This window comes from Leifsonia sp. SIMBA_070 (assembly GCF_046534635.1).
Taxonomy (GTDB): Bacteria; Actinomycetota; Actinomycetes; order Actinomycetales; family Microbacteriaceae; genus Leifsonia.
Map to the genome: position 1 here is coordinate 306,895 of NZ_JAWRYK010000001.1, position 14,912 is coordinate 321,806.

At 69.5% G+C, this 14,912-nt stretch carries 9 protein-coding genes; 5 read left to right on the plus strand and 4 right to left on the minus strand.

Annotated features, from left to right (window positions below; translation table 11 throughout):
- Nucleotides 1-331: 331 nt before the first annotated feature.
- Nucleotides 332-4,948: a beta strand repeat-containing protein gene (locus SB754_RS01395; protein ID WP_410780566.1), complete on the plus strand. Its 4,617-nt coding sequence runs from the start codon at nucleotides 332-334 to the stop codon at nucleotides 4,946-4,948.
- 63 nt (nucleotides 4,949-5,011) lie between these two features.
- A complete protein-coding gene (locus tag SB754_RS01400; protein ID WP_410780567.1) occupies nucleotides 5,012-5,803 on the plus strand; it encodes a YoaK family protein in 792 nt (263 codons plus the stop codon).
- Here SB754_RS01400 and SB754_RS01405 read toward each other — a convergent pair.
- Nucleotides 5,766-7,163: an APC family permease gene (locus tag SB754_RS01405; protein WP_410780568.1), complete on the minus strand. Its 1,398-nt coding sequence runs from the start codon at nucleotides 7,161-7,163 to the stop codon at nucleotides 5,766-5,768. The two genes, SB754_RS01400 and SB754_RS01405, sit on opposite strands and share 38 nt — an antisense overlap.
- 191 nt (nucleotides 7,164-7,354) lie before the next feature.
- On the opposite strand from SB754_RS01405, the gene SB754_RS01410 reads away from it, so the two are divergent.
- Entirely contained in the window at nucleotides 7,355-8,716 is a 1,362-nt protein-coding gene (locus SB754_RS01410; RefSeq protein WP_410780569.1) for a flavin monoamine oxidase family protein, read from the plus strand.
- A 99-nt stretch (nucleotides 8,717-8,815) separates the two neighbouring features.
- On the opposite strand, the gene SB754_RS01415 is transcribed toward SB754_RS01410, so the two are convergent.
- From SB754_RS01415 to SB754_RS01425, 3 genes are all read right to left on the minus strand, one after another.
- Nucleotides 8,816-10,768, minus strand: coding sequence for a potassium transporter Kup (locus SB754_RS01415; protein WP_410780570.1), 1,953 nt, complete (start codon nucleotides 10,766-10,768; stop codon nucleotides 8,816-8,818).
- A gap of 68 nt (nucleotides 10,769-10,836) precedes the next feature.
- Complete coding sequence (locus tag SB754_RS01420; protein ID WP_310134090.1) at nucleotides 10,837-11,040, minus strand: cold-shock protein; 204 nt, start codon at nucleotides 11,038-11,040, stop codon at nucleotides 10,837-10,839.
- Nucleotides 11,041-11,141: 101 nt separating this feature from the next.
- Entirely contained in the window at nucleotides 11,142-11,771 is a 630-nt protein-coding gene (locus SB754_RS01425) for a TetR family transcriptional regulator (RefSeq protein ID WP_410780571.1), read from the minus strand.
- An 85-nt stretch (nucleotides 11,772-11,856) separates the two neighbouring features.
- On the opposite strand from SB754_RS01425, the gene SB754_RS01430 reads away from it, so the two are divergent.
- Both SB754_RS01430 and SB754_RS01435 read left to right on the plus strand, forming a co-directional pair.
- Complete coding sequence (locus tag SB754_RS01430; RefSeq protein ID WP_410780572.1) at nucleotides 11,857-13,287, plus strand: purine-cytosine permease family protein; 1,431 nt, start codon at nucleotides 11,857-11,859, stop codon at nucleotides 13,285-13,287.
- On the plus strand, nucleotides 13,284-14,909 hold the full coding sequence (locus tag SB754_RS01435; protein WP_410780573.1) for an amidohydrolase: 1,626 nt from the start codon (nucleotides 13,284-13,286) through the stop codon (nucleotides 14,907-14,909). The genes SB754_RS01430 and SB754_RS01435 overlap by 4 nt, the downstream gene beginning before the upstream one ends.
- Nucleotides 14,910-14,912: the final 3 nt, after the last annotated feature.

Consider the following 14,912-nt stretch of genomic DNA (forward strand, 5'->3'; position numbering starts at 1 on the left):
GGGGAGTCGGGGATGTCGGATAGTGGGGGCGAGGTGCCGTCCAGGCCCGGCGAACGAGGAGTCTCGCACGGTCGGGTTCGCACCAGCCTACACGGTAGCTGCCTGTGCGCACAGCTTTCTCTCAGATCCTTGCCCGGATCGGTGCTCGGATGCCGACCGCCGTTCGCGTACGCGTCATGATTTGCCAGACTGCTTCGTCTACCTGAGTGAGGGGCACGCGTCGTGACCGTCGGTGTCTTTCGGCGCCGCTCCACTCGGCGCGATCCTGGGGTTCTTCAAGCGGCCCCGCCTGCGATCTGATTGGTGGTTCACGGTGATATCTCAGCGGAGAGTGGTTCAACGGCTGCAGCGCGCATTCGCGGGGCTGGCAGCTCTGGCGCTCGTGCTGGCCGGCGTCGCCCTCACCGGCACCGCCGCAGACGCCGCAGGCGGAGCGACGGTGGCGATCACCCCCACGTCGACCACCGTCCCGAGCGGAACACCCGTGACGTACACGCTGGCGCTCTCGTGCAGCGTCACCGGGGGGTGCGCCGGCACGACGGTGGCGTTCCCCACGACGACGATCACCGGAGACGGTGCGACCAGCGATTTCGGGTCGTGGTTCGGCGCATCCTCGTGCGCAGGCGTGACCGAGACGGCCGCTGCCGGTTCCGTCACATACACGTATGGGACGGTCCCGACGGGGAGCGACCAATGCACCATCACCGTGACACCGCCCGACTACACGACGCTGAACGGTGCGCAGGCCACCCTCACCCCGACGGTGAGCGGCACGAACTTCACCTCCTCGACCGGATCGTCGGCGACCCTGAACGTGACCGCGACCAAGAATGCGACCGTCGGGAAGTCTGCACAGTCGACCAATGTCGGTACCGGTGCCACGGATCAGTTCGTGCTGACGTTCAATTGCTTCTGGGGATTCGGCACGACCGGGGTGACGGCATTGACCATCACCGATCACCTCCCCGCGAACTTCACCGTCACCGGCTACACCACGTCCGGCGGCCTCTCGGCGATGGGGACCATCACCTTCGATGCTCCGTCCAACACCCTCACTTACACTCAGACGGCGCCCGTGTGCGAGTCGAGCCAGCCCATCGCGATCTTCGTCAACGGGACCGCGAGCACGAACGGAGTGCCCGACGCACCGGGCACCACGATCAGCAACTCCGTCACATCGTCCTTCACCTATCTGGACGGGACCACCGGCACGTCCTCCGCCGGTCCCGTCACCCTCACCGTGGTCCCGCTGGTGCCCGATCCCTTCCTCGCCAAGCAGGCGACGACCACGGCCCTGCCCAACGGTGGGCAGTACCGCTTCCCGCCCGACGGCCTGAGATATCCGTACACGTTCCCCGGAAATTGGCAGGCGACCGGGACGGAGGCGACCTATCCGATCGTCCTGACGACGAACGGCGTCGACTCCGGTGCCGATTTCGCCGTGCAGGACCCGCTTCCCTGCCTGGACGACTTCGCGGGGTCCATCTATTCGTCGCCCTCTGTCGGGACGGCCTGTGCGCATCCGGCCTTCATCCCCACGATCGTGACCGCCACCGGATTCGCACCGACGGCAGCGGACATCGTCAGCCTGCTCTACGCCGACGGGACGACCGGGTCGGTGGCGTACAGCGTTGGAGCGGGGGGTTGGGTCATCCCGGCGTCACCCGCCGTTTCGGAGTTGGATTTCCCCGCGTTCCCGGAAGAGGGCGCGAACTCGAATTCCGCCATGACTCTGCGCATGGCCGGCTACGCGTCGCCTGCTGCGACCGGCCCGTCGCTGCTGAAGAACACGGTGACGGCGAACGCCTACGTGGTCGGGTCCGGCGCGCCCCTGGTGCCCCAGGAGCTCGCGAGTAACAGCATTCTGGTGGAACCCAGCGGCACGGTGATCAACGCCGTGCTGACCGCGGCGAACACCGGCGGGTGCACGGAATTCGTCAGCACGAGCGGTGCGGGCTCGAGCCAGCTGGAGATCTCCACAGCGCCGTCGCAGGCGGTGTACTACGACTATCTCGCGCCAGTCGGCGCGACGATCGCCACCGGCCTGACACAGACCTTCACCATCCAGAACCGGGTTGCGGGCGGCCCCAGCTTCACCAGCGTCCCGTTGACCGCGACCGTTGTCACGAACTACAACGGAACCGGCCGGACGCTCTATCGGTGGATCGTCCCGGCCGGTACGGTCACCAGTCCGGGGTCGTACAACCTGATGGGCGGCACCGTCACGATGAATCTCGGCGCGGGATGCGCGGGGACATATCAGAATGACACCACCATCGGTTACGGCGGCCCGATCAACGGCTGCTCCGACAGCAGCACCGTTCCGGTCGACCCGCCCGCCGACCCCGACCTGCGCGCCAACGGCTCCCCGCTGGCGAACAACTACTGCGGCGCATCGGCGCCGCTCAGCGTGGCACCGGTGAACCCGGCGTTCTCCATCGACAAGACGGTGCAGGGCGACAGGGATGCCGGAGTGGTGCCGCCGGGCGGGATCGGGACCGTCAGTCCGAGCGGCGGCTCGGCGACCTACGGCATCACTTTCACCAACACCGGGCAGTCGAACCTCACGAACCCCGAGCTGGTCGACCTCCTGCCCGCTCCCGGCGACACCGATGCCACCTCGGCGGCACCGAGAGGGTCGGGATTCGCGGTCGCACTGACAGGAGTGGGACCGGCGCCTGCGGGCGTCACCGTCTGGTACTCCACCTCGGTCAATCCGTGCCGGCCGGACCTGCTTCCGACCAACCCCGGGTGCACGAACGACTGGACGACGACCCCTCCCTCGCCGTTGTCCTCCACCACGGCGCTCAAGTTCACGTACGCGGGAACGATCAGCGTTGCTGCTGCAGCGGGCACGCACTCGATCACTATCCCCGTCACCGTCAGCACACCGGCCGCGGAATCGGGAGTGGTCGCCTGGAACTCCGTCGGAGCGACGGCGACGGCGGGAACCGCGCTCATGTCGCCTGCGGAGTCCTCGCGCACCGGCATCCAGACGGCCGCAGCGCCCGCTCTCACCATCGCCAAATCGTCCACGACGACGGCGGTCGCCGCTGCCGGAGAGCAGATCCCGTACACGTTCACGGTGACGAACAGCGGGAACACGTCGCTGACCGGGGTCTCCGTCGCGGATACGGTGGGCGCTCCCTCCACCCAGGCGAACCTCACGCCGGTCACCTGTCAGACCACGACGCTCGCTCCGGGCGCGTCGACCACCTGCGCCGCGACATACACAGCGACGCAGGCCGACGTGGACAACGGTTCCGTGAGCGATTCCGCGGTAGCCGCTGGAACTCCGACCGCCGGAGGAGCAGCCGTCCGATCGGAGCCCGCCGCCCTCTCCATCCCGGTCGTCGACGCGTCGGCACTCGCCCTCAGCAAGTCGGCCGACTCCAGCGGCCTATCGTCGCCAGCCCAGCCGGGCGACCCCATCGTGTACACCTTCACCGTGAGCAACACGGGCAACCTGACGCTGACCGGGGTCTCCGTGACCGATCCGCTTTCCGGGCTGAGCGCCCTCCAGTACAGCTGGCCGGGCGCAGCCGGAGTGCTGGCGCCCGGGCAATCGGCGACGGCCACGGCGAGTTACCCGATCACGGGCGCGGATCTCGACGCGGGACACGTCGGCAACACGGCGACGGCTGCGGGGACGTCGGCAGCGGGCGGAGACGTGAGCTCGCCCCAGGCCGCGACGGACACCCCTCTGGTGACGGTCCCGCTGCTGTCTCTGACCAAGACGGCCGATGCCTCCGGAGTGCCCGTCCCGGTGACGCCCGGCGCCCCGATCGCCTACAGCTTCAGCGCGACCAACGCTGGTGACGTCACGCTGACGGACGTCACGATCGACGACCCGCTGGCGGGCCTCAGCGCGCTGACGTACACGTGGCCCGGCACGCCCGGCACACTGGCTGCCGGCGAAACCGTGACGGCCACGGCGAGCTATCCCATCACGCAGGCCGACATCGACGCCGGGCTGGTCGCCAACTCCGCTCAGGCGAGCGGTACGCCGCCTTCCGGGGCACCAGTGACCTCCGACGCCTCCACGACCACGCCGCTCCTGACGCAGGCCGCGCTCACCCTGACGAAGACGGCCGATGCGGGCGCTCTGTCCGCACCGCCGAAGGCGGGAGATGTCATCACGTATCACCTGTCCGCGACGAACTCGGGCGGCACGGACCTCGCAGGCGTCAGCCTGAGCGACGCATTGCCCGGCTTGTCCCCTATCTCGTACTCCTGGCCCGGAGCTCCCGGCCTTTTGGCGCCGGGTGAGACAGTGACCGCGGCGGCGGCCTATCCCATCACCCAGGAGGACATCGATGTGGGGCACGTGCCGAACACGGCGACAGCCAGGGGAACGGACCCCGCGAACGACCGGGTGGACGCTCTTCCGGCGTCGACGGACACCCCGCTCGCCCAGACGCCGGGGCTCATGCTGACCAAGGTCGCCGACCGGACCATCATCGATCCGGCAGCCTCGGGGGATGCGGTGACGTACACCTTCACCCTGACCGACACGGGCGACACCACCCTGACCGACGTGACCATCCACGACGCGATGGCGGGACTGTCGCCTGTCACCGTGACGTGGCCCGCCGCGCCGGGGACCCTGCTCCCCGGCCAGACGGCGACCGCGACAGCGCACTACGCGGTGACGGCCGCGGATGTCGCTCTCGGCGCCGTGATCAACACGGCCACTGCAACGGCCGCGTCGCCCACCGGCAGTCTGACGACGCCGCAGGCCGGCGCGACCGTGACACTCAGGAGTGCGGCCCCGCCGACGACCCTGCCCGCAACATCACCGGTCGCCCCGATCACGGCCGCCGCGGGCGGCCCCGGGCAGACCTTGCCGGACACCGGGTCGGACCTGCCCGTCGTGCCTTGGATACTCGCGCTGGCACTCCTCCTCGCCGGTAGCACCGTCCGCGTGGTGAGGCGCCGACGCTCCTGACCGGAGTGATGCTCCTCGAAATGGTGCGAACCTGGTAGGGACGCAACCCGCCGAGGAGACCCCATGAACACCGACACACGACGACAGCGCGACCTCACCCTGGCGCTGATGCTGGCGCTCACCTTCTCGACCGGGATCGTCGACGCCGTCGGCTACCTGGGGCTCGACAAGGTCTTCGCCGGCAACATGACCGGCAACGTCGTCGTGCTCGGGATGGCGCTCGTCGGCGCCGAAGGGCTGCCGTGGGTCGGGCCGCTGATCGCGCTGTTCGCGTTCATGGCCGGGGCTGTGATCGGCGGTCGGACCCTCCGTCGCGAGTCGACCGGGTGGAACACTCGCACCAGCTGGTCGTTCACCGCGGTGGCCGGCGCGCTCGCCGTCCTCACGGTCACGACCTTGCTCACCGGGGGAGTGCCCCCGAAGCCCTGGGAACTGGCGATCACGACCCTGCTCGCCGCCGCGATGGGGTTCCAGGCGGCCGTCGCCCGGCACCTGGCGGTGAAGGACGTGACGACCGTGGTGGTCACCTCCACACTCACCGGCCTCGCCGCAGACTCGCGACTCGCCGGGGGCTCCGGTCAGCCGTGGCGCCGGCGGGCCGGCGCGGTGGCGCTCATCGCCCTCGGTGCACTCGTCGGGGCGGCGCTGCTGCGGGTGCACATCGCGCTTCCGCTGGGTCTCGCGGCTGCGATCAGCGGCGGTGCCGCGATCCTCGGGCACCTCGCGGCGCACGAGGCCCGCGAGGCCCGCGAGGCCCGCGAGGCCAACGAGTCCAAGGAGGCCCGCGAGACCAACGAGTCCCGCGCGGCCGGCGATGTCAGCGCGCAGCCTCCGACGGCGCGCCCTCGCGGGTGATGATGGCGGCGTCACCGTCCTCGTCCAGCTTCACGCGCAACGGCCTGCGGAAGGCCCGCGTGACGACCACGAGTGTGATGATGCCGATCGTCAGCCAGACGACGCCGTAGCCGAGCGCATCCAGGTGCAGGTTCGCCCAGAGCACTCCGGTGAGCAGCATCCCGATCGCCGGCAGGACGATGTTCCGTGCGATCTGGCGGAACCCGCGGCGCTCCTTCCGGCGGAGCGCGAAGTGGATGATGACGGTCGCGTTCACCACCGTGAAGGCGATCAGGGCGCCGAAGTTGATCATCGACGAGACGAACTCGAGGGTGAACGCGGCGGCGAGCAGCGACACCGCACCGACCAGCAGCACGGCGATCGACGGAGTGCGGAAGCGCGGGTGCACGGAGCCGAGGGTGCGGGAGATGCGACCGCTGCCGTTGCGGGCCATCACGTAGATCATCCGCGAGACGCTGGCGTGGGAGGCCAGGCTGGAGGCGACGGCCGCGGCGACGGCCGCGGAGATGAACAGGATCTGGAACAGCAGCCCGCCGGTCTTGAGCGCGATCTCCGGGAGCGTGTCGTCGGTGAAGTGGAAGCCGGCCAGGGTCGGGAAGCGCGACTGCGCGAACCAGGCGGCGACGAAGAAGATGGCCCCGCCGATCATCAGCGCGAGCACGATCGCCCGGGGGACGGTCCGCGCATCCTTCGCCTCTTCGGTGTACATGGTGATCGCGTCGAAGCCGATGAACGAGAAGCAGACGACGGTGGCGCCTCCGATCACCGCACCGAGGTGGACGCCGGTGTGGAGGAGCGGCGTCAGGCTGAAGGGGGTGCCGGTGCCGGCGCCCGCGTTCAAGGCCGTCCAGGTCAGGACCACGAACACCGCGATCAGCACGATCTGGAAGACGACGAGGATGCCGTTCACGCGCGACGTCGACGACATGCTGAACAGGTTCATCGCGGTGATGACCGCGACGTAGCCGACGACCCAGATCCAACCGGGCACGGCGGGGAAGAACGACTCGAGGTAGAGCCGCACGATGAGTGCGTTGACCAGGGGCAGCAGCAGGTAGTCGAGCAGCGATGACCACCCGACCAGGAATCCGACGTTGGGGTGGATGGTCTCCGACGCGTAGGTGTAGGCCGAGCCCGCCGAGGGATAGACCCGCGTCATCCGGCCGTAGCTGATCGCGGTGAACACCATGGCGACCAGGGCGACGAGGTAGGCGGACGGGACGACGCCGTTGGTCTCGCCCGTGACGATGCCGAATGTGTCAAACACGGTCATCGGCGTCATGTAGCCGAGACCCAGTCCGACGATCGCCCAGAGGCCCAGGGATCGCCGCAGGGACGTGGATGCGGGAGTGGGGGACACGCGAGCTCCTTCGCTCAGTCGGGATCGGGCCATCCTAACCAGAGCGAGGTGCGAAATCCGAATCGTTGAGTGCCGATACCGTCGGTAAAGCGACAAGTCTGGTAATGATCCAGTCGCGAAACTGCCATTTGACCTCCGAATCCGGTAGTGTGCCCTTCGTTCACCCCCCAACGCACACGGAGCTGATACCCATGAGCAGGATCGAACGGGACGTCGTCGTCATCGGCGCGGGCGCCTCCGGCCTCACAGCCGCCACCGAACTCGCGAAGGCGGGCCTCAGCGTCGCCGTCCTCGAGGCGCGCGACCGAGTGGGCGGCCGCCTGTGGACGGACGACATCGACGGCGCGACGCTCGAGATCGGCGGTCAGTGGGTGTCGCCGGATCAGGATGCGCTGATCGGCACGCTCGAAGAGCTGGGCCTCGAGACGTACTCGCGCTACCGCGACGGCATCAACATCTACCTGGGCGCCAACGGCGAGCGCCGGACGTTCGAGGGCGACATCTTCCCGGTCGCGCCGTCGACCGAGAAGGTGATCGTCGAGCTCATCGAGCGGATGGACGCCCTCGTCGCCGAGATCGACCCGGAGCGACCGTGGGCGCACCCGCGCGCGAAGGAGCTGGACGAGATCTCGTTCCGCCGCTGGCTGGAGACGCAGACCGACGATGAGGAGGCGCGCAAGAACATCGGCATGTTCATCGCGGGGGCCATGCTCACGAAGCCCGCGCACGCCTTTTCCGCGCTGCAGGCGCTCCTGATGGCGGCGAGTGCCGGCAGCTTCTCGAACCTGGTCGACGCGGACTTCATCCTGGACAAGCGCGTGAAGGGCGGCCTCCAGCAGGTCCCCCTGCTCCTGGCCGAGCGGCTCGGCGACGACGTGCACCTGAACGCGCCGGTGCGCACGCTCCGCTGGGACGAGACCGGTGTGACGGCCGTCGCCGACGGTGTGGAGGTGCGGGCGCGCTTCGCGATCCTCGCCGTTCCGCCGGTGCTCATCAGCCGCATCTCCTACGAGCCGCCCCTGCCGCGCCGTCAGCAGCAGCTGCACCAGCACCTCTCGATGGGCTTCGTGATCAAGGTGCACGCCGTCTACGAGACGCCGTTCTGGCGCGACCTCGGCTACAGCGGCACGGCGTTCAGCCCCTACGAGCTGGTCCACGAGGCGTACGACAACAGCTACCACGGCGACCCGCGCGGAACGCTCGTCGGATTCGTGTCGGACGAGGCCGCGGACGGCGTGTTCGCCCTGTCGCCGGAGGAGCGCAGGGCGCGCATCCTGGAGTCCCTGTCGCACTACTACGGCGAGCAGGCGCTCACCCCGGTCGTGTACTACGAGAGCGACTGGGGCAGCGAGGAGTGGACGCGCGGAGCGTACGCGGCAAGCTTCGACATGGGCGGCCTCGCGCGCTACGGCGCCGACTTGCGGAAGCCCGTCGGCCCCATCCACTTCTCGTGCAGCGACATGGCGGGCAAGGGCTACCAGCACGTCGACGGCGCGATCCGCGTCGGCCGCGAGACGGCCGCGGGGATCGTGAGCGCGCTGGTCGCCGCCTGACGCCTGTCGGTAGTCCCGATTCGTGACGAATCGGGGCTTCCGCGGCGCCAGAGCACCGATTCGTCACGAATGTGGCAGGGCGCGTGGAGGGAGCGCGGGTCAGATCTCTACGTCGCTGCCCATGGTGACGGTGCGGAGGGCGGGCAGCCCGAAGCGGGCCGCCGGGTCGGCGGCGTTGTGGGCGAGACCCACGAAGAGGGAGCGGCGCCAGGGCACCATTCCATGGGTCCGCGTGGTGCGGATGGCGCCGCGGGAGATGAAGTACGACGCCTGCTTGAAGTTGGCTGCGTCCAGCGGCAGCGCGCCCGAGCGGCAGGCGGCACGCAGTGCCCGCGGGATGTCCGGCTTGTCCGAGAAGCCGAAGCGGATGCTCAGATGCTCGATGCCGTCGTCCGCATAGCCCAGGTCGTCGTAGACGAACGCGTCGGCGGGAGGCACGTGCGGCACCTGCGCCGTGGAGATCGACACGATGATCACGTGCTCGTGCAGGATGTGGTTGTGCTTCACGTTCGCCCGCAGCGCCAGCGGGGTGGTGTCTTTGTTGGGGTGCGGGAAGATCGCGATCCCGGGCACGCGCGGCAGGTTCTCGCGGCGCACCTCCTCGATGAAGTCGGCGAGCGACCCCTCCTTGCGCTGACGGTCCTGCTGCACCAGCTGCCGTCCCCGCCGCCAGGTGGTCATCACCAGGATGACCGCGGCCGCGATCAGCAGCGGCACCCACCCGCCGTTGATGATCTTGGAGAGGTTGCCGGCGAGGAAGGCGAGCTCCAGCCCGCCGAACGCGACAGCGGCGAGCACGATCTTCCAGGGCGCCCAGTTCCAGAGCGGACGGGCGACGAGGAGCAGCAGGAGGGTGTCGACGACGAGCGCGCCGGTCACCGAGATGCCGTACGCCGTCGACAGCCTGTCCGATGAGCCGAAGGCGAGCATGACGGCCATGACGCCGATGAACAGCAGGATGTTGACCGCCGGCAGGTAGATCTGGCCGCCCGCCTGCTTCGACGTCTGCCGGATGGTGAGCGGCGGAAGCAGGCCGAGCTGGACCGCCTGGCGCGACAGCGAGAAGGCACCGGAGATGACGGCCTGGCTGGCGATGACAGTCGCGGCGGTCGCCAGGATGACGACCGGGAGCCGGCCCCACTCCGGGATCAGGAGGAAGAACGGGTTGGCCCGGGCCGCCGGGTGGTGGAGGACGAGCGCCGCCTGCCCCAGGTAGTTGATCGTCAGGGCGGGGAACACCAGGAAGAACCAGGCGCGACGGATGGGGGAGCGGCCGAAGTGCCCCATGTCGGCGTACAGCGCCTCCGCTCCCGTGATGACGAGGACGACGGCGCCGAGCGCGATGAACGAGATGGTGGGATGCGCCACGATGAAGGCGATCGCGTACGTCGGCGACAGGCCGGCCAGCACCGCCGGGTACTGCACGATCATCGCGAGACCGGCGGCCGCGAGCACCGCGAACCAGAGCACCATGACGGGGCCGAAGAGCACACCGACGCGGCCCGTGCCGAAGCGCTGCGCGGCGAAGAGCACCACGAGGATCACGGCCGCGATCGGGATGACCAGGTGCGAGATCGACGGCACGGTCACGTGGAGGCCTTCGACGGCGGACAGGACACTGATCGCCGGCGTGATGATCGAGTCGCCGTAGAACAGCGCGACACCGACGATGCCGATCACCAGGAGCGTCCCTGCCCGCTTGGCGCGACCGGCGTACAGGCGCTGGGCCAGAGCGGCCAGCGCCATCACTCCGCCCTCGCCGTCGTTGTCGGCGCGCATCAGGATACCGAGGTACTTGATCGACACGATGATCGTGATGCTCCAGAACATCAACGAGATCACGCCGTAGACATCGTCCTGCGTCGAGCGCACAGCGCCGCCGTCGAGGAGGAACACGGTCTTCAGCGCGTACAGCGGGCTCGTCCCGATGTCGCCGAAGACCACTCCGAGCGCCGCCAGCGCGGCGCCGAACATCATCTTCTGCCCGCGTCCGGTCCCATGACCGCCGCCTTCGGCGGAGACCTTCGGCGGTCCTACGCGTACATCACCCACATGCGTCACCGTACCCCGGCGCCGCGTGCGGTGCGCGCCCGGCCCGCGGGCCGGACGCCGTCACCGTCTCAGAGCGGGCGGATGTTCGCGGCCTGCGGTCCCTTGGGGCCCTGGGCCAGGTCGTACTCGACCTTCTGGTTCTCTTCGAGGTTGCGGAATCCCTGAGCGGCGATCTCGCTGTAGTGGGCGAAGACGTCGGCGCTGCCGTCATCCGGGGCGATGAAGCCGTACCCCTTCTCCGAGTTGAACCACTTGACGGTGCCTTGAGCCATCGTTCTCTTCCCTTCGCGCCCGACGTACACGCTTGTTCAGGCGTCGGACGGTCTCATGCTACACGCGCGCGCGCATCCTGCGCCCTCTGTGTCGCCCGGTGTCACTCGCCGATCGTGCGGGTCAGCGTGCCGGGGGCCAGCCCGAGGATCCATTCGGAGACGTCGGCTACGAACTGCGCGTGCGCCGGCTGCGTCAGATCCTCGGTGCTGTTGACGTAGGAGCCGCTGCCGTCGACGGCGATGAGGATGCGGATACTCGCCGCCTCCGCATCCACGTCGGCGAAGTCGCCCGAGGCGATTCCGTCTTCGATGAGGGACCGCAGGCGGGAGCGGTCGAGGGCGTCCTGCTCGGTCAGCGTCGCGTCCAGGGATGGGGTGAAGCGCGACAGGTGGCGGGCATTCAGCCAGAGGCGCGCCAGCGGCAGGGATGCTCCGCTGCGGATGTGGCCGACGAAGTGGGCCAGGCGCTCGATAGGCCGGCCGTACTCGGGGAAGAACCGCTCGCGCTCGATCACCGCGGCGCGGGCGAACGCCTCGTCGACGAGGTCTTCCGCCGCGGGGAAGTAGTGCGAGATGAGCCCGGGCCGCACGCCCAGCCGGTTTGCGACCGCGCGCAGCGTGATGCGCTCGAGGCCCTGCTCCAGGGCGATCGAGGCGGCGGCGGCCAGGATCTCCTCCCGGCGCTCCTCTGGCTGCTTGCGGGTCCGGGGAGGCGGCGCGCTTGACTCCATGACGACCATGCTATTGAATGACTGACCAACAACCCTATTGGGCACATGACCAACAGCAATGGAGCGGTTGGCAGGAGAGGAATCCATGTCCGAAGCACGGACCGGCACCGATGAGTTCGTGGATGCCTCCACGCAGCCCGAGACCCGGGGAATCGAGGTCATCGGAGACTCCGAGCGGCACGGTCGCGCCCGGGACCTGTTCTTCGTCTGGGCGGCGCCCGGCGTCAGCATCCTCAACTTCACCATCGGCGCGACGCTCATCCTCCTGGGGCTCGAGATCTGGCAGGCCTTCGCCGTGATCGTCGCCGCCTCGCTGCTGTGGGTCTTCCCCGGCCTGATCGCGGGGAGCGGGCCGGCGGCGGGCACCTCGGGATCCGTGGTGACCCGGGCCATGTACGGGATCATCGGCAACAAGCTGTTCGTCGCCTTCGTCGGCTGGTTCATCGGCGCGGTGTTCCTGTCGCTGACCTGGCTCGCCTCCAGCTTCATGGGAGCGGACCTGCTCCGCCGAATCGGACTCGACGACCCGGTCTGGGTGCCGATCGGCGTGACGATCGTGGTGTCGGCGGTGACCATCCTCGTCGCGATCTTCGGTCACGGCCTGATCCTCCGGATCTATCCGGTCATGGCCATCGTGCTGTTCGTGATCTTCATCCTCGTCTCGGCGTTCATCCTGCCGACGGTGGATTGGAGCTACACGGCACCGGAGCCGCTCGGCGGCGTGCCGCTCTGGTCGGCCATCTCGGTGGGGTTCACCATCCTGGCCTCGACGCCGCTGTCCTTCATCAACAGCCCGGACATCGCGCGCTACCTGCCTCGGTCGACCAAGCCGTCCCGCATCGCGGCCGCGACCGCGTTCGGCGGAGCAGTCCCCTTCATCGTCTTCACCGGAGTGGGGGTGCTCCTCGCCACCGGCCTGAAGGCGAGCGCGTTCGACGCCGGCATCGACGTGGCCCTCTTCGACCTGCTCCCGGCATGGATGGGCCCCGTGCTCGTCATCGGCGTCATCGTGAACACGATCGCACTGAACGCGATGACGACCTACACCTCCAGCATGGCGCTGCAGGCCATCGGCTTCCGGCTGCGGCGCATCCCCGCGGCGATCATCGTCGGGATCGTCGGCACGGCGCTCACGATCTACCTGGTGCTGTCGTCCAGCCTCCTCGAGGCGGCCAATCTCCTGCTGCAGTTCCTCGTCATCGTGTCGGGGCCGGCGATGGCCATCTACGTCGTCGACGTGGTCCGGCGCCGGTACGTGTACGACGGCGTCGACCTGTTCGACGACCGCCGCGGCGGCCGCTTCTGGTACACGGGCGGGTGGAGCATCCCGGGCATCGCGGCGCTGCTGCTGGGCGGGCTCGTCACCGCGATGTGCCTCGCGACCGACGTCTGGGCCGGGCCGATCGCCCAGTCCATCGGCCACATCGACCTGTCCGTCCCGACCGGGATGGCCGTGGCCGCCATCGTCTACGCGCTGCTGAGCCGCAGCGCCCTCGGAAAGGAGGGGCGGCTGTGACCGACCTCGAAACGACCCTCTACCGGAACGGGCGGGTCTTCACCGCCGACGCGGACGCACGGGCTGCGTGGGCGGACGCGTTCGCCGTGACCGGCGACACGATCAGCTGGGTGGGGCGGCCCGGCGACGAGGCGCCCGCCGCCGAGAGGGAGGTCGACCTCGGCGGACGGCTCGTGCTGCCGGGGTTCGCCGATGCGCACACCCACCTGCTGATGATGGGAGCGGCGCTCGGGCAGGTGTACCTCACCGAGGCGCGGAGCGTCGACGACATCCGCGCGCTGCTTCTCGAGGCACGGGCGGCCGACCCGGAGGCGACGGTGCTCCGGGGACGCGGCTGGCTGTTCGACGCGGTCCCGGGCGGGATGCCGACAGCGGCCATGATCGACGCAGCCGTCGCCGACATCCCGGTGTACCTGGACGCCAACGACTACCACTCGTGCTGGGTCAACACCGCGGCGCTCGCCGAGCTCGGCATCGACCGGGACACTCCCGACCCCATCGGCGGCGAGATCGTCCGCGACACGGAGGGCAACGCGACGGGGCTGCTGCTGGAGACGGCCGCCACGCAGTACGCGTGGGCGCAGCGGGATGCGGCGACGACGGACGCCGACCGCGACGCCGATGTGGAGCGCACGATCGGGGCCTACCTGGCGACCGGCGTCACCGGCGCAGTCGACATGGCGCTCGACGGATTCGGGCTGGCCGCGCTGCAGCGGGCGCAGGAACGACGTGGCGGCGAGCTGCCCATCCGCATCGCGGCGCACTGGCTGGTGACGAACACCGGGGACGACGCCGCCAACATCGCGCAGGTGGAGGAGGCGGCCCGGCGAGCCGCTGCTCCCGCCAGCCCGTGGCTGCGGGTGGTCGGCATCAAGCTGATCCTCGACGGCGTGATCGACGCGTGCACCGCGGCGATGCGGCAGCCGTACGCGAACGGCGGCAACGCCGATCCGATCTGGCCGGTGGAGCGGCTGAAGCCGGTCGTCTCCGCGGCCGACGCCGCGGGGCTGCAGATCGCCATGCACGCGATCGGCGACTACGCGAGCGACATCGCGCTCGATGCGATCGAGGAGGCCGTCGCCCGGAACGGCGACCGTCCTCGGCGCCACCGCATCGAGCACCTGGAGTACGCGGCTCCGGGGACCGCGGAGCGGATGGCGCGCCTCGGCGTGACGGCGTCGATGCAGCCGGTCCACTCCGATCCGGCGATCTTCGACAACTGGACGGCGATGCTCGGAGACGAGCGGGTGGAGCGGGCCTTCCCGTGGCGGGAGTACGAGGACGCCGGCGCCCTGCTGGCGTTCTCGACGGACTCGCCGACGGCTCCGCACCAGGCGCTGGCCAACATGTACGTCGCCTCGACGCGCGGCTCGGCGCTGAACCCGGCGATCGCAGCCGTGCAGCCGCAGCACGCCGTGCCGCTGGACCGGGCGATCGCCCACGCGACCCGGGATGCGGCCGCCTCCGTGGGCGATGGGGAGTGGCGCGGCAGGATCGCTCCCGGCTTCGCGGCGGACTTCGTGGTGCTGGACACGGACGTCTTCGCCGACGCGCCGGCCGCGCTCCTCGCAGCGCAGGTGACGGAGACCGTCATGGCCGGGCGGACGCGCTACTCCCGTTAGCGG